This window comes from Chthoniobacterales bacterium (genome assembly GCA_035274845.1).
Classification (GTDB): Bacteria; Verrucomicrobiota; Verrucomicrobiia; order Chthoniobacterales; family UBA10450; genus AV80.
Genome location: DATENU010000012.1, coordinates 123,487 through 144,380, shown reverse-complemented (window position 1 = coordinate 144,380; position 20,894 = coordinate 123,487). Strand labels below are relative to the sequence as shown.

General features: G+C 58.3%; 19 protein-coding genes. 12 read left to right on the top strand and 7 right to left on the bottom strand.

The features are described from left to right. Positions 1-36 precede the first annotated feature (36 nt). Complete coding sequence (gene kynU / locus VJU77_08795) at positions 37-1,308, top strand: kynureninase (GenBank protein ID HKP03441.1); 1,272 nt, start codon at positions 37-39, stop codon at positions 1,306-1,308. Further along, positions 1,305-2,006 (top strand): type II CAAX endopeptidase family protein, encoded by a 702-nt coding sequence (locus VJU77_08790; protein ID HKP03440.1) that lies wholly within the window; start codon positions 1,305-1,307, stop codon positions 2,004-2,006. The genes kynU and VJU77_08790 overlap by 4 nt, the downstream gene beginning before the upstream one ends. A gap of 84 nt (positions 2,007-2,090) precedes the next feature. On the opposite strand, the gene VJU77_08785 is transcribed toward VJU77_08790, so the two are convergent. Continuing rightward, positions 2,091-2,567: a response regulator gene (locus VJU77_08785; GenBank protein ID HKP03439.1), complete on the bottom strand. Its 477-nt coding sequence runs from the start codon at positions 2,565-2,567 to the stop codon at positions 2,091-2,093. A gap of 95 nt (positions 2,568-2,662) precedes the next feature. Here VJU77_08785 and VJU77_08780 point away from each other — a divergent pair, with 95 nt between their 5' ends. Then, entirely contained in the window at positions 2,663-3,040 is a 378-nt protein-coding gene (locus VJU77_08780) for a hypothetical protein (protein HKP03438.1), read from the top strand. A gap of 6 nt (positions 3,041-3,046) precedes the next feature. Here VJU77_08780 and VJU77_08775 read toward each other — a convergent pair whose 3' ends face one another. Together VJU77_08775 and VJU77_08770 are read right to left on the bottom strand one after the other, a co-directional pair. Continuing rightward, positions 3,047-3,802, bottom strand: coding sequence for a tetratricopeptide repeat protein (locus VJU77_08775; protein HKP03437.1), 756 nt, complete (start codon positions 3,800-3,802; stop codon positions 3,047-3,049). A 22-nt stretch (positions 3,803-3,824) separates the two neighbouring features. Further along, positions 3,825-4,217 (bottom strand): YciI family protein, encoded by a 393-nt coding sequence (locus tag VJU77_08770; GenBank protein ID HKP03436.1) that lies wholly within the window; start codon positions 4,215-4,217, stop codon positions 3,825-3,827. A gap of 69 nt (positions 4,218-4,286) precedes the next feature. On the opposite strand from VJU77_08770, the gene VJU77_08765 reads away from it, so the two are divergent. From VJU77_08765 to VJU77_08740, 6 genes are all read left to right on the top strand, one after another. After that, a complete protein-coding gene (locus VJU77_08765; GenBank protein HKP03435.1) occupies positions 4,287-5,609 on the top strand; it encodes an NAD(P)/FAD-dependent oxidoreductase in 1,323 nt (440 codons plus the stop codon). 173 nt (positions 5,610-5,782) lie between these two features. Next, positions 5,783-7,822, top strand: coding sequence for a S41 family peptidase (locus tag VJU77_08760; GenBank protein HKP03434.1), 2,040 nt, complete (start codon positions 5,783-5,785; stop codon positions 7,820-7,822). A gap of 291 nt (positions 7,823-8,113) precedes the next feature. Next, on the top strand, positions 8,114-8,782 hold the full coding sequence (gene can, locus VJU77_08755; GenBank protein ID HKP03433.1) for a carbonate dehydratase: 669 nt from the start codon (positions 8,114-8,116) through the stop codon (positions 8,780-8,782). After that, positions 8,754-9,716 (top strand): RHS repeat-associated core domain-containing protein, encoded by a 963-nt coding sequence (locus VJU77_08750; GenBank protein ID HKP03432.1) that lies wholly within the window; start codon positions 8,754-8,756, stop codon positions 9,714-9,716. Before can ends, VJU77_08750 begins: the two co-directional genes overlap by 29 nt. Next, positions 9,713-10,384 (top strand): hypothetical protein, encoded by a 672-nt coding sequence (locus VJU77_08745; protein HKP03431.1) that lies wholly within the window; start codon positions 9,713-9,715, stop codon positions 10,382-10,384. Before VJU77_08750 ends, VJU77_08745 begins: the two co-directional genes overlap by 4 nt. A gap of 782 nt (positions 10,385-11,166) precedes the next feature. Further along, a complete protein-coding gene (locus VJU77_08740) occupies positions 11,167-11,610 on the top strand; it encodes a DUF5069 domain-containing protein (GenBank protein HKP03430.1) in 444 nt (147 codons plus the stop codon). A gap of 9 nt (positions 11,611-11,619) precedes the next feature. Here VJU77_08740 and hflX read toward each other — a convergent pair whose 3' ends face one another. Further along, positions 11,620-12,927, bottom strand: a complete 1,308-nt coding sequence (hflX, locus tag VJU77_08735; GenBank protein ID HKP03429.1) for a GTPase HflX — start codon at positions 12,925-12,927, stop codon at positions 11,620-11,622. Between the two features lie 93 nt (positions 12,928-13,020). Between hflX and VJU77_08730 the strand changes: the two genes are divergently transcribed. Beyond that, on the top strand, positions 13,021-14,871 hold the full coding sequence (locus VJU77_08730) for a dynamin family protein (protein ID HKP03428.1): 1,851 nt from the start codon (positions 13,021-13,023) through the stop codon (positions 14,869-14,871). 16 nt (positions 14,872-14,887) lie between these two features. On the opposite strand, the gene VJU77_08725 is transcribed toward VJU77_08730, so the two are convergent. Together VJU77_08725 and VJU77_08720 are read right to left on the bottom strand one after the other, a co-directional pair. Then, on the bottom strand, positions 14,888-16,456 hold the full coding sequence (locus VJU77_08725) for a hypothetical protein (GenBank protein HKP03427.1): 1,569 nt from the start codon (positions 16,454-16,456) through the stop codon (positions 14,888-14,890). Then, positions 16,453-17,280 carry an ABC transporter ATP-binding protein gene (locus VJU77_08720; protein HKP03426.1) on the bottom strand — a complete coding sequence of 276 codons (828 nt, stop codon included), beginning with the start codon at positions 17,278-17,280 and terminating at the stop codon, positions 16,453-16,455. The genes VJU77_08725 and VJU77_08720 overlap by 4 nt, the downstream gene beginning before the upstream one ends. A gap of 244 nt (positions 17,281-17,524) precedes the next feature. On the opposite strand from VJU77_08720, the gene VJU77_08715 reads away from it, so the two are divergent. Both VJU77_08715 and VJU77_08710 read left to right on the top strand, forming a co-directional pair. Continuing rightward, positions 17,525-18,040 (top strand): nuclear transport factor 2 family protein, encoded by a 516-nt coding sequence (locus VJU77_08715; protein ID HKP03425.1) that lies wholly within the window; start codon positions 17,525-17,527, stop codon positions 18,038-18,040. Between the two features lie 84 nt (positions 18,041-18,124). After that, positions 18,125-19,609 (top strand): hypothetical protein, encoded by a 1,485-nt coding sequence (locus tag VJU77_08710; protein ID HKP03424.1) that lies wholly within the window; start codon positions 18,125-18,127, stop codon positions 19,607-19,609. 17 nt (positions 19,610-19,626) lie between these two features. Here the strand turns inward: VJU77_08710 and VJU77_08705 are convergent, their stop codons facing one another. After that, positions 19,627-20,778: a J domain-containing protein gene (locus tag VJU77_08705; protein HKP03423.1), complete on the bottom strand. Its 1,152-nt coding sequence runs from the start codon at positions 20,776-20,778 to the stop codon at positions 19,627-19,629. Positions 20,779-20,894 lie beyond the last annotated feature (116 nt).

Genomic DNA, 20,894 nt, shown 5'->3' with positions numbered 1-20,894 from the left:
TTTTGAATCCGCGAAATCTGCGTAATCTGCGGTTCAATGGATTTTTCTCCTGAGGAAGATTTCGCGCGCCAGATGGATGCGAACGATCCGTTGCGCTCGTTCCGCGAGAAATTCCATATGCCGTTGGGCAAGAACGGCCAGCCGCTCATCTATTTCGCCGGCAATTCGCTGGGTCTCATGCCGAAATCGGCGAGGCAGATTGTCGAACAGGAATTGGATGACTGGGCGCGGCTCGGCGTCGACGCGCACCTGGAAGCGGCCACGCCCTGGTATTCCTACCACGAGAATCTGCGTGAACCGATGGCGCGAGTGGTGGGGGCGAAGCAGGTCGAGGTGATCGCCATGAACAGCCTGACGGTGAATCTCCACCTGATGATGGCGACATTTTACCGGCCCACCGGGGCGCGCTTTAAAATCCTGATGGAAGACCCCGCGTTTCCTTCCGACAACTACGCGATCAAAACGCAGATCGTTCATCATGGGCTCACGCCGAAGGAGACGTTGCTCGTGGCGCATCCGCGCGAAGGCGAAGCGATCTTGCGCACAGAGGACATTGTCGAGTTAATCGAACGCAACGCTGATTCCCTCGCCTTGGTGCTGATCGGCGCGGTGAATTTCTTCACGGGCCAGTTTTTTGATATTCCGGCGATCGCCGCAGCGGCGCGGAAACACGGCATCACCGTCGGCATCGATTTCGCGCATGCCGTGGGCAACGTGCCGCTGTCGCTGCACGATTGGAACGTCGATTTCGCCGTCTGGTGTTCCTACAAATATCTGAACTCCGGCCCAGGCGCGATCGCGGGCGCATTTGTCCACGAACGGCATGCGACCAACACGCAGTTGCCGCGCTTGGCCGGCTGGTTCGGCAACGATCCGAACACGCGCTTCCGGATGCAGCTTAATCCGGAATTCATTCCGGTTCCTTCCGCCGACGGCTGGCAGATCAGTAACCCGCCGATTTTCTCCATGGCGCCGCTCATCGCCTCGCTTGCCATCTTCGATGAGGCCGGGGGAATGGGGCCGCTTCGCGAGAAATCGAAGAAGCTCACTGGTTATCTCGAGTTTCTCCTGGAGCGCGCCGGGTCGGATCGCTTCACCGTGATCACGCCCCGCGAACCGGAGGCGCGCGGCTGCCAGCTCTCGATCCTGGCCCATCAGAATCCGAAGCGATTGCACGAAGAGCTTGAAGCGGCAGGAGTAAAAGCGGATTTCCGCGAGCCCAATGTCATCCGGGCCGCGCCGACACCGCTTTACAATTCGTTCCACGATGTCTGGCGATTCGCGCAGATCATGAGCGCACCTCGGTGAACGACGCGGAAGGAGTCGACGGTCCGAGACCGCCGCTACAGGAAGATCGGCTCGCGAAGCATCTGCGCGGTTTCGGCCCTCTCGGGATCGTCGCGGGCGTGATCATCCTCGGAGGGAACCTGCTCTTCGTCCCGCTGAGCGGGATTCTCATTCTCGTCTGGGCCTGGCTGTCGAAAACGCCATGGCGCGAGCTCGGCCTGGCGCGGCCTCGCAGCTGGCCCCGCACGATTGCGCTTGGATGTGTTTTCGGTGTCGCGCTCAAGTTCGCCATGAAATCGATCGTGATGCCATTGCTGGGTGCGCCTCCGGTCAACGGCCCTTTCCATTATCTCGCGCATAACCCGGCGGAAATTCCGGCGATGCTCTACATCATTGTTATTGGAGCCGGGTTCGGCGAAGAGATGATCTTCCGCGGGTGGCCCTTCGAGCGCTTTCGCAGCCTGCTCGGCGACGCGCTGTGGGTGAAGGTGCTCGCAATCCTGATAACGTCAGCCTGGTTCGGCTGGGCCCACTACGGTTTTCAAGGGACCATGGGCGTTCAAAACTCGACTGTGGTTGGATTGATCTTCGGCTCGATCTTCGCCGTGACCGGACGGCTCTACTTCCTAATGATTGCGCATGTCGCGTTCGATCTCGCCGCCTACGCCATGATTTACTGGGAATGGGAAACGACGGTCGCCCAATTCTTCTTCAAATGATTTGCGGATTGTCCCGCTATTCGCACCAAGCGAATCGTGACCGGCTACGGTGATTTCCGTGCCGGAAGAGTGTTGTTGGAGCGGCTATCCAGGTTCCGCTTCGCCAGAGTGCTCGGCCAACAGTTCCTGAACTGCCGCGATCAAGTCATTGATCGGAAACGGCTTGATTAAGTACCTGATACCCCGCCGGCTCAGAAATTCCTTGTTGTGGGAATCGGCCGCGAAACCGGTGATGAAAATGAAACGTTCTCCTACGTCCGGCCGCAGTTCGTTCGCTTGCAAATAAAACTCGTCGCCTCGCATCCGGGGCATGAGCAGATCGCAGATGATCACATCGTATTCGTGAACCTTTAGCTTGAGCAGCGCTTCTTCTCCGTCGAAGGCGACGTCGACGAGATAATTTTCATCGGCCAGGATCCATTGCAACGCCGAGGCGAGTTGCTTGTCGTCGTCCACCACGAGGACCGCTTTGAGCGGGAGCGGGTGGACGGCCTGCTGGGTCGAGGTCTGTGGTTTTTCGTCCGCCATAATTCGAAATTGGGCCTGTTGCCTGACAGTCATAGCTCAACGTTAGCGATTTGTCAGGGCGTTACGGGCGATTGGCCGCAAATAGGCATTTCATTTCGCGCCGGACTGCGTTAACACGGGGCCGCTCTATGAAATACGTCATCATCATTGTTCGCGTCCTGCTCGGTCTCATGTTCGTCGTCTTCGGTTCGAACGCGTTTTTCAAGTTTATGGGGCCACCGCCGGAAATGTCGGGACATGCCGGGGAATTCATTAACGCGTTAATGAGCAGTGGCTATATGCAGGCCATCGCGGTGTTTCAGGTTCTGGGCGGCCTTTGTCTGCTTCTCGGCGCGCGCTTTGTTCCTCTCGGACTCACTTTTCTCGGCCCGATAATCGTCAACATCGTTCTCTTCCACATCTTCCTCGAAACGCAGGGCCTGCCGATTGCATTGGCGACCGCCGTTCTGGCGCTCTTCCTTCTCTGGGTCTACCGCTTCAAGTTCCCGGCCATCTTTCAGCCGTGAACCGGATTAATTAAGGTTTCCGCGCTTCTTCGCCTTCAGATTGCGGACATATTTCAATTCTTCGGCCGCGCGCGAATCCTTCGGATTATCCGCGAGGCATTGTTCGTATTTCTTTTCCGCCTCGTCCAATTTGCCGAGCTCGACGAGGACGTAACCGATTCCACGCCGAGCCCGTCCTAATTCGTCGCTCCGCACATCATCTGGCGAGATCGCGGCATCGTCCTCGGCGGCCAGGAAGGTTTTCATGGCGTCATCCCAATTCTTCTCGAGCACATAAAGGCTCCCGAGTTCCGAAAGATATTGAGAATGTTGTGGCGAAAATTCGATCGCCCTTTTGAGTGCCGCCTTGGCTTCCGCTAGGCGCCGCAGTTCCTGCAGCGCGTAACCCTTAATATAGAATGCGTTTGCCCAGGTGGACGACAGGCAAATCGCATCCTTTTTGCCTTTATCAAACTCTCCCTTGCTCATTGCTGCCGCGGCCGTGACCAGGTAGGCCAGGTTCTCAGTTTGGCTGCGCGCGCAATAAATCTTGTGTTTGCTCTTCCCGTAATGCGCCTGGAAGGCCGCGATCACTTTGTCGCAAATCGCTATCCCGGGCTGCGGTTTTTTGTCGTCGATCAAGGCGCGCGCCTCGTGAAGGCGCTTCGGCAGGTCAGGGTCCTTGTCTGGATCATCGGAAGGAGCGGCGTTGAGGAACGGGCTGCTGAGAACTGCCCATAGAAAAGCGGCCAGACCAAGAGCCAGGTGGCGGAGAAAAGTCATCGACTTGATTAACGAACAATCTTCACCGCTTGAGCGCCACCGAAAACGGGTGCAGCTCCGCGGTCATCAAGCCGGCCACTACGGCAGGATCGCTTTCCATGAAGGCGCGCGCGGCGGCTTCGTCCTTCGCTTCGAAAATCGCGATGCCGAAAGTTTTGTCGCCCGGCTCCTTCGTTCGCCCGGCCAGGATCAGCTCGCCGGTCTCGATGGCGTGTTGAAAGCGCGTGAAATGACGCGAAATCACCATGTTGTCTTCCTTGGTCCAGGCTGAATCGGAATGCAGCCGCGGGACGAGCCGGAGCACGTAAATGAATTGCTGCGGCTTATCGGTTTTTGGTTCTTCTCCGAACGAGGATCTTGCCGCGAGACAAAAACAGATCGAAGCGACGAGCAGGGCGAGATAAGAATGTTTCATTGTCGAGATCGGCTAAGTTGTGTCCTTTGTGGCCGTTGTGCGAGATGATTTCGGCCGCGGATTGATTTTATGGCAACAAAATTTGTGCTGATCGGGAGTGGCCTTGCCGGGGGATTGCTCGCCGCGTTTCTTGGTAAGCGTGGACACCAGGTGGAGCTTTACGAACGGCGGAGCGATCCGCGAGAAGGCAACATCGTCGGGGGACGCTCGATCAACCTCGCCCTCTCGACCCGCGGGATCCATGCGCTTCAGCAGCTCGGCATTGCGCCGGAAGTCCTCCAGCACGCCATCCCGATGCGGGGCCGCATGATCCACGACAAATCAGGCGAGCTTCATTTCTCACCTTACGATCGCAACCCGAACAAATTCATCAATTCGATCGGGCGCGCCGCGCTCAACACCACGGTGATTGAAGCCGCCCTGCGTCACCCGAACGTCCGGGTGCATTTCAATCACAGGTGCACGGAGGTCGACCTCGACTCGGCCACGGCGCGATTCACCGATTCCTCAAACGCTCAACTTGTCTCTGCCTCCGGCGACGCCGTCATCGGAGTCGATGGCGCGTTCTCCGCCGTCCGGCAATCGATGCAGAAACAAATCGGCGGTTTCCAATACGACGAGAGCTACCTCCCGCACGGTTACAAGGAGCTGACTATTCCGCCCACGCCGGACGGATCGTGGCGCATGGAAAAAGAAGCGCTCCACATCTGGCCGCGCAAAAGCTTCATGATGATCGCGCTTCCAAACCCGGACGGTTCCTTCACCTGCACGCTCTTCTGGGAATTCAAAGGGCCGCGCAGCTTCGAAACGACCACGACCGACGAAGATGTCCGGCGTTTCTTCGACGAAGAGTTCCCCGACGCCGTCCCGCTCATGCCCACGTTGCTCGAAGATTTTCGAGAAAATCCAACTGGATCGCTCGTGACGATTCGTTGCGCTCCCTGGTTCTACCGCGACAAGGTCGCGCTGGTCGGGGACGCCGCGCATGCGGTGGTGCCGTTTTATGGCCAGGGAATGAACGCTGCATTCGAGGATTGTGTGGTGCTCGATGAATGCCTGGCCGAATTCTCCGATAACCGGAAGGTCGCCTTCGCCCATTATTTTTCCCGCCGGAAGGAGAACACCGATGCGCTCGCCGATCTGGCGATCGAAAACTTTGTCGAGATGCGCGACAAAACCGCCTCAAAAAGATTCCGGGCCAAGAAAAAGCTCGACCATTGGCTCGAAGGCTGGATGCCCGGTATTTATCTCCCGCTCTACACGATGGTGACCTTCACCCGGATGCCGTACGCGGTGGCCGCAACACGCGCGCGCGTCCAGGACGCCATCGTGTACGGCGGGCTTGGAATTCTCCTTCTGCTGGTCGCGCTGTTGGTAGCCCGGCTGTTCTAGTTCGGAGCACCGACATCGCCCAGCTTGCGAACGAGCTCATCGGCCCGCTCTATACCAACCACGCTGATCCGACCTCCGATTCTCCTCGTTCACTTCTGCCAAAATTTCACAAGCCCCGACGCCTTGTTTGAATTCAACGGAACTTCTATCTGCGTGGCCCGTAGTAAACGCGGATGAACAAGACTAAGGGTGACGCTCGCAACAAGAAGCTGGTCAACGCAGCTACTGTAAGGGTCAGAGGAGCAGTGCCGTACCGGCCGAAAATGTCGAAGGCGGACACGATCTCGGCAGTGGATACGCACCTCGCTGGACGGACCAAACTCGCCGACTACCGATCGACAGTTATACCGCTCACCTCAAAGGAGCGCGAGCTGCTCATCGACCAGGCGCTCGACATTCTCGATAAGGTGTACGCGCATTTGCCGCTCAAACGTGCTTTGCACGCGAACGACCCGATCCAGTCGCTCCGGCTGCTCCGCCTCCGCCAGGCGGGACTAGACGAACGGGCATTTCATTCCGCGCTAATGGATGTGTTCCTAGGTCTTCGAGACTTGCACACCAATTACATTCTCCCCACCGGTTATGCTCAGAAGTTCGCTTTCCTACCCTTCCGGGTGGAAGAGTATTACGAACAAGGTGGAGTAGCTCCAAACCCGGACACCACCGCTCGGATCCGGAATTACATCGTCTCGTGGGTATCGCCCGTGAACACCGTCAGCAGTCTCAAAGAGGGAATGATTGTGACGCATTGGAACGGAAGCCCCATCGACCTGGCCGTGGCCCGGAACGGGAATCGGGAAGCCGGCAGTAATTCAGATGCGCGCCGGGCTCAGGGAATAGAGGCTCTTACCCTGCGCTGGCTCGGGATGTCTCTGCCACCGGACGAGGACTGGGTGAATCTGACCTACACGAACGGAACCAAGACCTACGAATCCCGCTTCGACTGGGAAGTGATCGATGCATTCGATCGGGTGGCATTGCTTGCGGGACTGAACGATGCCGTCGGGGCGAGCTTGGCATTGGGGTTGGATTTGAATCGAGTCCTTCTGGATCGGGTCCGCAAGCTCGTCTTCGATCCCCAGGCCGTCTTTGTGGAGGAGGAGGCCACAACCCACCTGGAGGGATCGGCCGCCGCCGCGCCTGTTCCCGCTCCCGCGCGGTCAGCGGTAAGTGTTTTTCCAGAAGTATTTCCTCGCTTCGGAGAAGTTAAGACCCCGTCCGGAACCGTCGCCTATATTCGGCTGAAGTCGTTTGCGCCAAACTCGGAGGATTCCAACGTGGTTGATCGCGTGGTAGCGGAAATGGGACGAATTCTTGCCACGCTTCCACAGACCGGCCTGATCCTCGATGTTCGCGGCAATGGGGGTGGATACATCAATATCGGGGAGCGCATTTTGCAGATGCTCACTCCTTGGGAGATTACGCCCGAGCCATTTCATTTCCTTGCCACTCCCTTGACTTTAACGATGGCCACGCCAGAGAACGGACTCGATGCCTGGAACGAGACGATCGTTCAGGGACTCGAATCCGGCGCAAGCTTCTCGCAGGGTTTTCCCCTGACCGACCCGAAGGCGTGCAATGAGCTAGGACAGATGTACCAAGGACCAGTCGTGTTAGTCACGGATGCTCTTTGCTATAGCACGACGGACATCTTTTCTGCCGGGTTTCAAGACCACCAGATTGGGACCATCCTTGGTTGCCATGCCAGCACCGGAGCGGGCGGAGCGAACGTCTGGGATGCGGGCTTTCTTCAGCGCTTGGCCATTAAGCCGACTAACCCATTCGTCCCTCTTCCGCAGGGAGCCGGAATGCGCGTCGCTGCGCGACGCTGCACGAGGGTTGGGAATCGATCCGGCAGTCCCGTCGAAGATTACGGAGTTGTGCCTGATGTTCGCTATTACATAACGAAAACGGACGTGGTCGGAAATAATGAGGACCTCATCGCAGCTTGCGCCAAGATTCTTGCCGGCCTTCCGAAACAGACACTCCGCTTGTCCCCAGCCGCAGCGTCCCCGCTCCGACAATTTACGGCCCAGTGCAGCAATATCGATCGTCTCGATGTCTTTTTGAATGATCGTCCAGTAGCGTCGCAGAATGTTATGGCCGACTCGCTAACGGTCGACCTGCCAACTCCGGCGCCGAGAGGAAGTAATTTGAGAGCCAACGGGTACCGGACCGGAGAACTCGTGGTCAGCACCCGCCTGCAGATATAACCTGGATCACTAATCTTTGTTGCTCCAGACACGAGCGCGATTTCCCGGTCTCGGCATGAAGATGGGCGAGTTCGTGGACCGTCTTTTTCACGTTGCCAATGAGGACGAAGCCGTTACTCAATGCAGCGAACGGAAAACCGGCCGGGGAGGATCGCGCCCTTGGTTAAGGTTGGAGCGGGTTACCGCGGCCGACGTTCCGCCCAATTTGCCGATGGAATTCGATTCGTTCGCCACATTGAGCGGTTGGCAAACTAACGCATCCTGTCTACGTTGCGTCGCCTTTGCCGACACATGGAGACCCTCCACCACCTTTTCGAAAATAACCGGGCCTGGTCCGAAGGAATTCGGCAGGTAAAACCGGAATTCTTTCTCGAGCTCTCCCGGCAACAGTCCCCGAAATATCTTTGGATCGGTTGCTCGGACAGCCGGGTGCCCGCGAACCAGATTGTCGGCCTGGCGCCGGGCGAATTGTTTGTTCACCGGAATATCGCCAACCTGGTCGTGCACACGGACCTGAACTGCCTGTCGGTAATGCAGTTCGCGGTCGATATCCTGAAGGTGCGCCACATCATTGTCTGCGGACATTATGGGTGCAGCGGGGTGGGGGCGGCGTTGCGGGGCGATCGCCTGGGCCTGAGCGACAACTGGCTTCGGCATATTCAAGATGTCAGGGAAAAGCACCGCCAGTTGCTGGCGAAAGCGGCGGAAACGGAAGCGGTGGATCGGCTGTGTGAGCTGAATGTGGTCGAGCAGGTGACCAACGTCTGTTGCACGACCATCGCCCGGGATGCGTGGGAGCGTGGCCAGGAACTAGCGATCCACGGGTGGATTTACGGACTCCATGGCGGGCTTCTCCGGGACCTCGACGTCACCGTTAGCGACTCTCAAAAAATCGGACGGGTTTACGAACGAGCCATCGGTGCTCTATCAAGTGGCCAAAACGCCGGCGAGCCACGTTGAGCCGAATCCGGGCCTGGAGAAATACACGTATGACGTTTTCGGCAAGCCGACCATCACCGGGTGGGACGGAGGTGACCGTCCGATCAGCAACCATGGAAACCGGTTTCTGTTCACTGGGAGGGAGTATATTTACACCCTCGGCCTTTACGATTACCGGTACCGGATTTACCACCCTGAGCTGGGGCGCTTTATCCAGACAGACCCGCTGGGCCTGCAAATTGAAGGCGCAAAGCTTTCGGCGGAGCAAAAGGCCCTGTATATGACGGGCGGTGCTCCGGAGACGTTCATCGCATCCGAATTGAATCTTTACCGCTACTGCCACAATGGTCCGGTAAATAAAAACGATCCCTTGGGCTTGGATCCGATGGCAGTTTTCTTTTCAAACGCCGACGACCCGCGGGACACAACCTCCTTTCAACAGCGAGCTTCGATGTTCCAAGGAACATCGCCCGTGGAAACGCCTACGGGGGCTAGTTTGGTTAGCCTCTTGTCATCAACGACCGGTGTCGAACGTTTGGCAATTCACGGTCATATGTGGTCGGACGGTGGCGGCGGTATTCGAGGAACGCCCGAAGGGCCATTGACGGGTAACAGTCTGACGGGAGTTTACGGTAACCCTACTGCGCTGGCCGCAGCATACGGGGCCGTCGTGGGACCCACCGCCAGGACCATCGACGCGCTTGTCAATGCGCTGGCCACAGCAGTTGCACCCGATGGCGCTGTAAAACTATTCGGATGCAATTCGTCGGAGATGGCGCAAGATATCTCGGCAAAGCTTGCGAAACTTCAGCGCGGCGACATCTCTGTGTCTGGTGCGGTCGGGGAAACTAACCCAAGAACGATTAACGGGAACGACGTGGGGCTTAAGAATACTTGGAACACTTTCAGGGCTGGGAAGAAAGTTGACTCACAACGGGGGGTGACCTTCCGATGAAGGCAGGACCTTGCGTATTAATTCTTACTTCACTGTTACTTGTCGCTACGGCGCAAGGGGCGCACTGGGCCGAGCTTGAACTCCCTGAATCTGCGATTTCGGCGATTCATCACGAAGACACCAAGCAGCTTGTCGCAGCTGTCCGCGGCGTGCCGAAAGCCAAGCTAAATGCAGGATTAATTACAGCTTGTCGTTTAGGGAAGTTGGAAGCGGTTAAGGCGTTGGTGGATCTTGGAGCCGAACCATCGTTCGTAATCCAGCGCCATCCGGCAATTGCCGAGGAAAGCCCGCTGCGGTACGCTATCGAATCAGACAATCTCGATTTGGTCGCCTTTTTGTTAGACTGTAAAGGAGCGTTGCACCTTAACCATCATGGTGATCCGTTGGAATTGGGAACAGCGGCCGGCACCGGCAGAGTAGACGCGACAGCGAAAATTTTGACTGCGCTTCGACAGATGAGGCCGAGCCGATACCAAGCATATATTGAAAGCGCGATAGTGTTGATGGTTTGGAACAAACAGAAAGACGCGGCAATCAGTATTATTTCACACTACACGACGGATCTTCCTAATAGCTCGTTAGAGAGGCTCAAGAAATCCGTGGTCGCCCTCGGAGGAGCGAGCTCGCTAGCTTTGTTGGAAGAAGTGTGGCAAGCCGGCAGGCGCTGAGTCAGGGACGCGGAGGAGGTAGTCGTAGAATCTCAGCAAATTCGCTCGGTATAATTAAGCAATCGAGCAGCAGGAAACACAGACCCAAAGTGAGGCTCCTCCCGGAAATGCTCGTTGTGTCGGGGTTGGTTACATCGACACGCCTCTGGTGACAGCGCAATAGATTCGAGACTGATTCGGTCTTCGAGCATCGAAATACCCTAGTGAATGCGCGCGTTCCCACTTAGGTTTCCGATGGTGTGTGGCCAAGAGGCACCGACGCGGGGATCGGCGGCCGTCGAGTTGAACCAGCGTAAATAAGTGTTGACACGGTCATCCGCTCGAAGACGGGAAAGTGACGGTTTCGCGGGCCGCCGGGAGCGTCACCTTTCCCTCCGAGTTCATGCTTGTCGCCGCGATGAACCCATCTCCCTGCGGCTACTTCGGCGATCTGAAACGCGAATGCCGCTGCGGGCCGGTTCAGGTCCAGCGCTATCGCCGGCGGACCTCCGGTCCGCTCCTCGACCGGATCGATCTCCACATCGAAGTGCCCGCCGTCGAATACCGCGACCTCTCGAGCACGCGCGCCGAAGAACCTTCCGCCGCGATTCGCGAGCGCGTCCAGCTGGCCCGCGAAAGACAGCGCACCCGTTTTCGTTCCGACAGGAAAGTGAACTGCAACGCCCGGATGGGCCCGCGTCAGATCAAACAACATTGCCAGCTCACCGACGAATCGCAGGAGTTGATCCGCGTCGCTGAATCGGATTGTTTTCCGGGTGCGCGCTCGCTAGCCTCGGCAAACCATGAGCGATACTTACGTTCCATTAATCAGTTCCGGCACGGCCGGACCTCTCGGCGTTCTGCATCTGCCCCGGCTTTGGCAGAAGGTCTCTCTTGAAGCGGCGGGCAAACTGGCGGCGGGTTACCCTGGGATCGGTCGCGGATACGACGCGATGACTTGTGCCGCCCTCGGGCTCGATGAGCAGGCAGTGAAAGATTACATCAAGCAAAACAAGCCGACCTATCCGGAGTTCGAAGCGTGGGTGAAAAAGAACGCGAAGACCCTCACGCCAGAAGCGATCGAGAAGCATAACGCCTCGGTCCGCGGGTATAATCATGACGATGAAACCCGGAAGAAAATTCTGGGCTCCTGTGGATTGCCCGACGACGGTGCCGCCGCCAGGGACGCGGTGAACCTGAACAACTTGGACGACTGGCACGAATTTCATCAGGCCGTCCTGAAGTAGGGCCGCTCCTTAAGAGACAATCGGGTTCAGGGTCGCCGGTTGGGGGACCGCGATAAACGGCGCGAACACTTCCAAGGACCGCGTCGGGATCGTGGCGGCGACCAGGGTAAAGCCTTCCTCGTACTGGACATTGTGGACCGAGCCCTCGCGGTGCAATCGCGCGAGCAGATCCGCCCGCTCTGCCGGAAGACGGAGCGAAATGGTCATGGTTCCCCGCGCGACGAATTCGGAAATTCGCTCGATCAACTCTGGCATGCCCTCGCCGGTCTTGGCTGACACCGAAACCGCTTCCGGAAAATGCCGGCGCAGGGCAAAGAGCGCCGCCGGGTCGCTCACCTTGTCGACTTTGTTGAAGACCACCAACATCTGTTTGGTATCGGCGCCGAGATCGGCCAGGACCCGCATGGTGGTATTGTAAAATTCCATCACTTCAGGCTGCGACGCATCAAGGACGTGGATGAGAAAATCGGAGAGAGCGGCTTCCTCGAGAGTGGCGTTGAACGCTTCGACCAATTGGTGAGGCAGCTTGCGCACGAATCCCACCGTGTCGGTCAGCAACAGCGGCTGCTTGTTCGGGAGCGCGATTTTGCGCGTGGTCGTATCGAGGGTGGCAAAGAGTTTGTTCTCAACCAGAACATCGGCGCCGGTGAGCCGGCGGAGGAGCGACGACTTGCCCACGTTGGTGTAGCCGACGATCGCGGCGTTGGGCACCGGGGCCCGCTTGCGGTCCTTTCGCTGGGTGGCGCGTGAACTGCGGACTGCCACCAGCTCGCGCTTCAGGCGGTCGATCTGGAGACGGATCTTCCGTTTATCCTGCTCGAGCTGACTTTCGCCTTCGCCCTTGGCGCCAATGCCGCCCCCCTGCTGACCGAGGTGACTCCAGGCGCGGGTGAGACGCGGAAGCGAATACGACATCCGGGCGAGGTCCACCTGGATGCGCGCTTCCCGGGTTTGGGCGCGAGCGCCGAAAATATCGAGGATAATCTCCTGCCGGTCGGCCACGGTCATGCCGGCGAGCTCTTCCCAGTTGCGTTGCTGCGACGGACTCAGCTCGTTATCGAAAATCAGGACATCGCACTCCAGGTCTTTGGCGTGATCGACAATCTCCTGCGCTTTGCCCGAGCCGATCAGGTAGCGAGGGTGCTGTTCCCGATGATGAACCAGCTTCCGCTCGATGACCGGAATGCCAAGGGTATCAACGAGTTCCTCGAGCTCCTCGAGCAAACTCAGCGCCTCGGCCTTCTGGCCGGCGTCGGTGTACGCGCCGATGAGAAGGGCGCGCTCCACCATTTTGTCCCTGGCTTTGATCTCAAACATCGGACCGACAATTTAGCAGAGGAATGGCAGGGGTCGTGGAGGATTTGCGTCCCGCATTTAAGGCGATTCCAGAGCCGTTGTTAATAACTTCGGATGATTTCCAAAATTCCAATAGGCAGGAAAGAAGTCGGTCGTTATGATCGGCGCCGCATGAGCCAAATGGAACAGTTGCACCCAGAACACGGAGGCGAGAATCGCGCGGTTGCCCCTCACATTCTGAGTCCGGAATTGAAGCAGCAGTTCGAGACGCTCCGCAGTTTGCTGCAACGTGCGTTGTGGTTGGCGGAGAGATGCGCGGATATCGAAGCCACCCAGATTCTTCGGGCTCGGCTGACAAATCTTCAGGCGGCGGCGCTGCTCGTCATCGTCGGCGAAGTGAAAGCGGGCAAGAGCAGTTTCATCAACGCGCTCCTTCGGGAACACGTCTGCGAAGTGGCGCCGGGTCCCTGCACCGTCCGCATCCAGGAATTGATTTATGGCGCGGAACGTAGCGTCAAAACGCTGGGGGAATCGTGGCAGCGGGTCTCACTGCCGAAAGAAGTTCTCCGCGAAATCACCATGGTGGACACTCCCGGCACCAATTCGATCGTAAAAGATCACCAGACGATCACGGAGAATTACATCCCGCAAAGCGATCTCGTCGTTTTCGTTTTTTCGGCGGTGAACCCTCACACCAAGTCCGCCTGGGAGTTGCTTACCCTGATCAAGAAGGAGTGGCACCGCAAGATGGTTTTCGTTCTCCAGCAATCGGACCGCGCGAGCCAGACGGAGCTGAGCACAAATCTCGAACACGTGAAGCAATATGCGCGGGAACGCCAGGTCGAGAATCCGACCGTCTTCATCCTCTCGGCGAAGCGCGAGATGGAAGGCATTCCGGAACAGGCTTTCGCCGAATTTCGTAACTTCCTCCAAAACACGATTGCCTGCGGCGAGGCGTGGCGGATGAAGGTGGAAGGCTCTTATCAAACCATCCGCTCGGTCATGACGCGGTTGTTGTCTCACCTTCGGGCTGAGAAAATTGCGGTGGAAGAGGAACGCGCGTTTTACCAGGAGCTGCTTTGCCAGGTGGATGTGCGGGAGGAGAAGGCGAGGGGCTTGAAGCAGTTGATTGTCGATAAGCTCGCGGCCACCTACAACAGCCTCGCCCGGCGATCGGAGGACGACTTTGCGAAAGGACTGCGGGTGGGCAAGCTCATGCGGCGCGCCGTTCCTTTCTTGCGGGACAAAAACACGGAGGCGTGGCTCCAGGATGTGAAGGGGAAATTTGAGAAATCGGCTCGAAGCGAAATCAAGGCCGAAGCCGCGCAGGTTTCGAATGATCTTTTCAACGAAATGCGCGCGATGATGAATGATCTGAATCAGAGCATTGCGCGAAGGCACGAGCGGATCCGGGCCGACGTGCTTTTCCCGAAAGCTGCCGATCAATTGGGGACCCTGAAACTATTGCAGACGAAACTGGAGGGCATCCGGGTGGATGACACCATTCTTCGGGGAGCGCTAGAGGAAACCACCGGGGTAAGGAAACTGGCCGTTGCCGGTAGTCTCCTCGCACTGGTCGGAGTCATTATCGCGGCGCTCTCGCCGATTCTCTGGCTCGATATCACGGGCGGAATTTTCCTCGGCGCGGGTATCTTTCTGATCGCGGTGGGGCTGCTCTGGCGCCGGTCGAGCGTGCTCAAGGATTTCAAGCAGCGGCTCGGCGATTCTCAGCAGGGGTTTCGAGAGCGTTTGGAAGCCGATTTCGGCGAAATCTTCGATCGCCTTTTCTATGATGTGCGTCACTCCCTGACGGAGTCGCTCTTTCGTCTCGATCTCCAGGCCTCCTTCAATGCGCCGCTGCTGGAGGAAACCTTCCAGATTGGCGAAGCCGCTTCGGACATGGTGATCGTTTCGCAACGCATTCGCGTGAACCAATCGACCCACGCCCCCTCGGTAGCGGCGTGATCGCGACTTTGTTTTTTTACATTCGCGCCAGGCGCGCGCGGTAAAACAATTGAGCGAACAGCACGGCGAGCACGCTCACGCCGGCATAAATCGCGATAGTTTGGGGAGTCGAATGGCCGTAAAAGCCGGCGAAATCCAACCTGGGACTCAGGCCCCGATCGTTGACGACCACATACCAGAACGTCAGGAACCCAACGATGAATGTCTTCGGGTTCGCTGTCGCCACCCCGAGGGCCGTTGCCGTTGAGGCGACGAACACAATTCCGCAAGCAAGGGCGGCAAACGCCAGTGATCCCTGCGAGATGGTCCGGGCGAGAGGCGCAGCGCAAAGAAGGAAACCGAGCAGGCAGGCGGAGCCGAGCTTCCACCAGACGTAGTTTTCCCGGAGCCGCGAGATTGAGCGCACGCACGCCGTCGTTCCAGCGCGAGCGTCGCGGGTGGCGATGTCCGACATGATGAGCGCGAGCGCCGCGAACACGATCGGCAGGCTCCCGGCCGGCGGCCCTGATAAACTCATGATCGTGATGACAACGAACGCCACGAAGACAAACGGAAACAGGGTGAAAGTGAGCGCGGCATCAATCCACATCGCGCCAACGAACGAGCCTCCCCGGCCCGGCGCCATGATCAGGGCCGCTGCTCGCCGGCTCAGCGGCTTGAAAAGGCTCTGAATTTTCCCGATCCAGTTACGGCGACCTTTTCCCGCAACGCGCCCGGTTCGGACCGGATCAAAGCGGTGGAACACGAGAGCCGCCATCGGCAGCAGGAGCAACGGAGTCAGGATTGAGATGAGTCGTGGCAAAACCCACTCGCGCGTCAAAGTTAATCCGGGAAAAAGGATCGTCGGTTTGGTGGGATCGAAACTCGACGCGCCGATCGAGACCGACTCCGTGTGGAGCGTCCGCTGCATCTGGTCGATCATGAACCCGAATCCCGTGAAATCGAAACAGCGCGCCCAATTGATCCGGCCGTGCGTGGTTTCGTTCGCGACCACGAGACCGATCACTGTCATCCAGAGGAAAAAATAGAGGACGTCCCCCAATTTTCCGGAGAGCCAGCGAATCGATTCGAACAGGACCGCCACGGCCGAGACGAAGACAATCGCGGCGGGAGTGAGGAGGAGGTATTGACCGATGAAGACGAAAGGCTCGAGAGGCGCTTCGCCCCGGGCCACCAGCATCGCCATCGAGCTGAGCATGAAGCCGCTCGTGAATGTCGCGAGGAAAGCAAGGTTGCCAAAAAACTTGCCGAGGAGGTATTCGCCGGAGCGCATCGGGGTGGAGGCCGCGATGACTCCGCACCGCGTCACAAGGTCGCGCCGGACCGCATTTGAGATCACGTAGAAACCGAAAAGGCCCACGAAGATCATGGCGAGCGAGGCTGTTGCCATTCCGATTGCACCGGAGTTGTAGATTGCGCGCTGGCCATTGATCTGGATGAGCGTCCGGCCGGTCGAAGGATTGGGGACCCAAACGTAGGCAAACGCGCTCAGCAACAGGAACACGATCACGGTCGAAACTCGCCGGAACCGGATCCGAAAATCCGCGCTGACGATTGCGCCGATTCGAGAAAGCGAAGCCGTCATGGCAGGGGCGGCGGCTGCGCGGCCGTTCCGAAATTCATCAAATAGAGGAACGCGTCTTCCAGCTCCGCCTCGGCCGGCTGGGCCGTGATTTCCGGCGAAGGGCCGACGAACCGGACATGGACTCCGTCCGGCTTGCGGACGGCGCTTGAGATCTTCAGGGTCGTGCGCAATTGATCGAATTGCTCGGAAGTGACCACGGCCTGCCAAACATGGCCTTCACAGGTCCGAAGCAACATTTCCGGCGTTGCCATCGTCAGCAGCGAACCGTTCTTCATGACCGCGATCTCGGTGGCGATCGATTCCACGTCCGAGACAATGTGGGTAGACAGAATCACCAGCTTCCCGAATCCAATTTCGGAAAGCACATTGCGAAAGCGGACCCTTTCCTCCGGATCCAGCCCGGCGGTTGGTTCGTCCACAATGACCAGCTCGGGATCGTTGATCAGGGCCTGGGCGATACCGAGCCGCTGCTTCATTCCGCCGGAGAACCCGCCCACGGTCCGGTTGGCGACGCCGTGCAAATTCACGCTCTCCAGCATTTCCGTTACCCGCTTTTTCGAGCGCACGCCCTTGAGCGCGGCGAAGTAAGTCAGGAATTCGGTGGCGGTGAGATTATCGTAAACGCCGAAATCCTGCGGCAGATATCCGAGCTTGCGGCGCAATCCGTTCGGCCGCCGCACCACATCTTCACCGTGAAACAGGATGCGCCCATTCGTCGGCCGGGTGATCGTTGCGATCATCTGCATCAAAGTCGTTTTTCCCGCGCCATTCGGGCCCAGCAGCCCGATTACGCCCGACTTCACTTCCAGCGACAGATCCCGCACTCCGAAATTCCCCGCGCGAAATCTCTTTGAAACGTTCTCGATCTTCAGCACCCCGGAAGTATGTCACGCGCGCTACGAATCCGTCACGGCATACTTCAGTTGAACCGCGGATGACGCGGATTTCGCGGATGGGAATTCCAGATTCCCACTCTTTCCCCATCCGTGTTATCCGCGTAATCCGCGGTCTAATTTTCCAGGCCATTACCTTGCGAAGGCGGGGTGCGTATTCGACGTTTCTCCTCCCATGAGTGATCTCGCCCAACTCGCCAACGACCGTTACGAAATCGCCGACGCGCTCCACCGTTTCTGCTTTGGCCTGGATCACGGCGACGCCGATTCTTTCACCTCGGCGCTCACCGAAGATTGTGTCATGGACTTCCGCCCTGCCGGTAAAAAACTGAATCTCGATTTCCCCTTGATGACCGGACGGCAGACGATCGTCAATTCGGTGCTCCCGCTCATCGGTCCGCTCGATACCAGCCACTCCGCGACGAATCTCCAGATCGAGGTCAGCGACGATTCCGCGACGCTTTCCGGCTTCATCATGGCGCAACATTTCATGCCGCGTCAGGGGGCCCGCCGCGGGGCGGAGAACGCGCTCCTGATGAACCGATACGATTGCGACCTCGTCCGTGACGGCCAGAAATGGCGGCTGAAACGGATCACGATCTCCAACGCATGGGCCCAGGGCGACCCCGAGATTCTCAATACCCTGGCGACTTATCGCGCTCTCTCCACGAAACCAAAGCCGCCAAAATAGTCCGGCCGCACGTTTTGGTGCTGCCGGCTGTCTGTTGCTTAATTAATGCTCGCGGGGACGGCTGAGACTCTCTACACCGATCGCATGCGCAAAGCCCCCTTCCTGACTGCTCTGATTGCTCTCAGTCTCCTGAAAAGCATCGATGGCGAGACTTCGCTCACAATTTATAACAAGGATTTCGCAATCATCCGCGACAGCTTAAAACTGGATCTCAAGTCTGGAGTAAATGAAATTCGCTACTCCGACGTAGCGCTTTTCGCCGAACCGAGCTCTGTGATCCTTCGCGACAAGAGCGGAAAGGTAGAGTTAGACATTCAGGAGCAGGCGTTTCGCGGAAGCGCCGTGACTCAAGAGACGATGCTTTCCTGGTTTGAAGGACAGACCATCGAATTCCTCCGCTACGATGAGGGCAAGAGCCATGTCGTCACTGGGAAAATCATCCGGAGCGGACGGAATAAGAGTCGGGACGACAGTAGCCAAAAGGTGCCGTCAGTCATGCCGATCATCGAGGTGGAGGGCAAGACACAGTTCGAGCTCCCGGGGACACCGCGCTTTCCGCCTCTTTCCGCCGACCGAACGATCAAGCCGGAATTTCTCTGGAAGATTGCGACCCAGGCGCCGGTGCAGCTCGATGCCGAGATCGCCTATACGGCCTACGGGATTCATTGGTACGCGGATTACAACGTGATCACGGCGGAGGATTCCGACCTGGTGCAGCTCCTGGGCTGGATGACAATCGACAACGAAACGGGAAAGAGCTTCGAGAATACCCGGGTGAAATTCGTCGCCGGGATGATGTCGAAAATGGAGCCGCAGGCCAAGCCTGCTGTGCCAGAGGAGGCTACGACGGAGAGGGTGGTTGTGACCGGTTCCTACATCCCGGTCGTGGCGAAGGAGCTTGACGAATATTACGTCTACACCCATCCCTCGCCCTTGTCCCTCAAGGACCGTGAACAAAAACAGGTGCAATTTCTCCGCGCAGAAGGCATTCAATCGAAAAAGATATTTGTTTATGCGGGCGCGGCGGAGATCCGGACCACTGGTAACGGCGCTAACTTGAACCCAAACGATGGCGTTGATTCCTCTTCGAAGATAGCGGTGGCGCGTGAGTTTAGGAATAGCGGGGCTAACCATCTCGGTGTCCCGTTACCCACGGGGCGAATGCGATTTTTCCGGCGGGCGGCGGACGGCGAACTCGAGTTCATTGGCGAGTATGATGCGCCGGCAACGCCAGCCAATGAAATGGTTCAGGCGACGACGGGTGACGCGTTCGACCTCGTGGCGGAGCGAATCCGAACGAAATTTGAGGTCGACTCTGAGAAACACACCGCGACGGAATCATTTGAGATCAAGCTGCGGAACCATAAGAAGGTTCCCGTTGAGATTCGCGTCGTTGAAAGCCTCGGTCGCTGGCATACTTGGGATATTTCTGCCAAGTCGGATCCCTTCACGAAGAAGGACGCGCACACGATTGAGTTCAATATTCCGGTCAAGCCAGGCGAGGAGCGGAAGGTCTCTTTCACCGTGCTTTACACGAAACTGCCAGTCCGGAACGGCCCCCAGGAATAGACAACGGGATATCCGGCTCAGATAGCGCGACGCGGCTTTTGCGAAAACGTGCCCAGGGATTGACCGAATTGTATCGGTCCGCTGGTAAGCGGTGAACGCGACCAATCCGCGATCGTGCGCTTCAGCAGGTCGAGTCGGTCGGATCGCATCCGCAGAGTTGCTTTTAGCTCTCGTTCCACGCGCTCGCGCAAGCCGGAGACGGGGCCGGTGCGGGCGAACCCCCACGCATCCTCGTCTCGCGCCTGGCGCAGGCTGTCCTCGAGCGCGAACAAGGCGCGGGTCAGTTCCGCCAGGACCGCGCGCATTTGCGACACGCTCGTTTGATCGCTGAAGCGATCGGACTCGATGTCGCTGAGGGCGAGCAGGATTTCGAGATGTGCGATATCGCTCGCCCCGTACGCTTCCTGGACTTCGTGCCACAACGCGGACACCGCGGCGCTGCCGTCCGCGCGCAGATCGGGATGCAACCGGCGAACCAGGAGCCGGTAGAGTTCCTTCACCCGCGCATCAATCGGCGCCGGGGCCGGCTCTTCTTCGGCGGCTGGCCGGGGTTCCGGCTTGGCTGCCCGGGAATTCGTTGAGGGGGGCGGCTCTTCCGGGCGGGTCCGGAACATGTGCGTTTTGAAAGCCTCGAACGTCGTCGTGTAAGCTTCGTCATCCAGCTTGTCCGGATTCGTCCCGATGAACTTCTGCACCCATTCCTGGAAAAGCGCTTCCTTCTCAAATTCAGTGAAGAATTTCTGTTCCTCGCCGGCTCGCGCTCTCGGACGGTGCACCGGTTCGGCGCCGTTATCCGCCAGGGATGGGTTCTCCCGGCGAAACATCACTCGCTGATAAGCGCTCCAGGGATCGTAGAACCCGCGGCGCATTTCCATTTCCACTTCATGCACAAGCGCCTCGCTCTCGCGAATCCCCGCTTCCACGTCCCGCAGCTCGCTCAGAAGCGGACCGAACTCCCGGGCCCGCCACCGGACAAAGCTCGGCCGGTCTTCCCGCTCAAATCGGTGCCAGGCCGCGCGCGCGTCATCGAGCTTCGCCATCGCCGCGCTGCATTCGGCCCCGGTCGCGCGCCGCAAAGGCTTCTGATCGATCAGGATGATGTGGCGCTCAATGCCCCCGACGGGCTCTTTTCGCCTCGCTCCCCGCCCAACCTTACTCGCGCCCGACATCTGTGAAGCCTACGCGACCCTCCGCGAACCAAAAACAGTTTTGAGAGAGTCGCTGCTACGGCGGTGCCACTTCGTCCACAGCCTGTTTCGTTAGCTAAATAGGTGGCGAAGATTTG

Coding starts and splice junctions, on each gene's coding strand:
- kynU (HKP03441.1), top strand. CDS start 37: ATGGATTTTTCTCCTGAGGAAGATTTCGCGCGCCAGATGGATGCGAAC.
- VJU77_08785 (HKP03439.1), bottom strand. CDS start 2,567: ATGACTGTCAGGCAACAGGCCCAATTTCGAATTATGGCGGACGAAAAA.
- VJU77_08780 (HKP03438.1), top strand. CDS start 2,663: ATGAAATACGTCATCATCATTGTTCGCGTCCTGCTCGGTCTCATGTTC.
- VJU77_08775 (HKP03437.1), bottom strand. CDS start 3,802: ATGACTTTTCTCCGCCACCTGGCTCTTGGTCTGGCCGCTTTTCTATGG.
- VJU77_08770 (HKP03436.1), bottom strand. CDS start 4,217: ATGAAACATTCTTATCTCGCCCTGCTCGTCGCTTCGATCTGTTTTTGT.
- VJU77_08765 (HKP03435.1), top strand. CDS start 4,287: ATGGCAACAAAATTTGTGCTGATCGGGAGTGGCCTTGCCGGGGGATTG.
- VJU77_08760 (HKP03434.1), top strand. CDS start 5,783: ATGAACAAGACTAAGGGTGACGCTCGCAACAAGAAGCTGGTCAACGCA.
- can (HKP03433.1), top strand. CDS start 8,114: ATGGAGACCCTCCACCACCTTTTCGAAAATAACCGGGCCTGGTCCGAA.
- VJU77_08745 (HKP03431.1), top strand. CDS start 9,713: ATGAAGGCAGGACCTTGCGTATTAATTCTTACTTCACTGTTACTTGTC.
- VJU77_08740 (HKP03430.1), top strand. CDS start 11,167: ATGAGCGATACTTACGTTCCATTAATCAGTTCCGGCACGGCCGGACCT.
- hflX (HKP03429.1), bottom strand. CDS start 12,927: ATGTTTGAGATCAAAGCCAGGGACAAAATGGTGGAGCGCGCCCTTCTC.
- VJU77_08730 (HKP03428.1), top strand. CDS start 13,021: ATGATTTCCAAAATTCCAATAGGCAGGAAAGAAGTCGGTCGTTATGAT.
- VJU77_08725 (HKP03427.1), bottom strand. CDS start 16,456: ATGACGGCTTCGCTTTCTCGAATCGGCGCAATCGTCAGCGCGGATTTT.
- VJU77_08715 (HKP03425.1), top strand. CDS start 17,525: ATGAGTGATCTCGCCCAACTCGCCAACGACCGTTACGAAATCGCCGAC.
- VJU77_08710 (HKP03424.1), top strand. CDS start 18,125: ATGCGCAAAGCCCCCTTCCTGACTGCTCTGATTGCTCTCAGTCTCCTG.
- VJU77_08705 (HKP03423.1), bottom strand. CDS start 20,778: ATGTCGGGCGCGAGTAAGGTTGGGCGGGGAGCGAGGCGAAAAGAGCCC.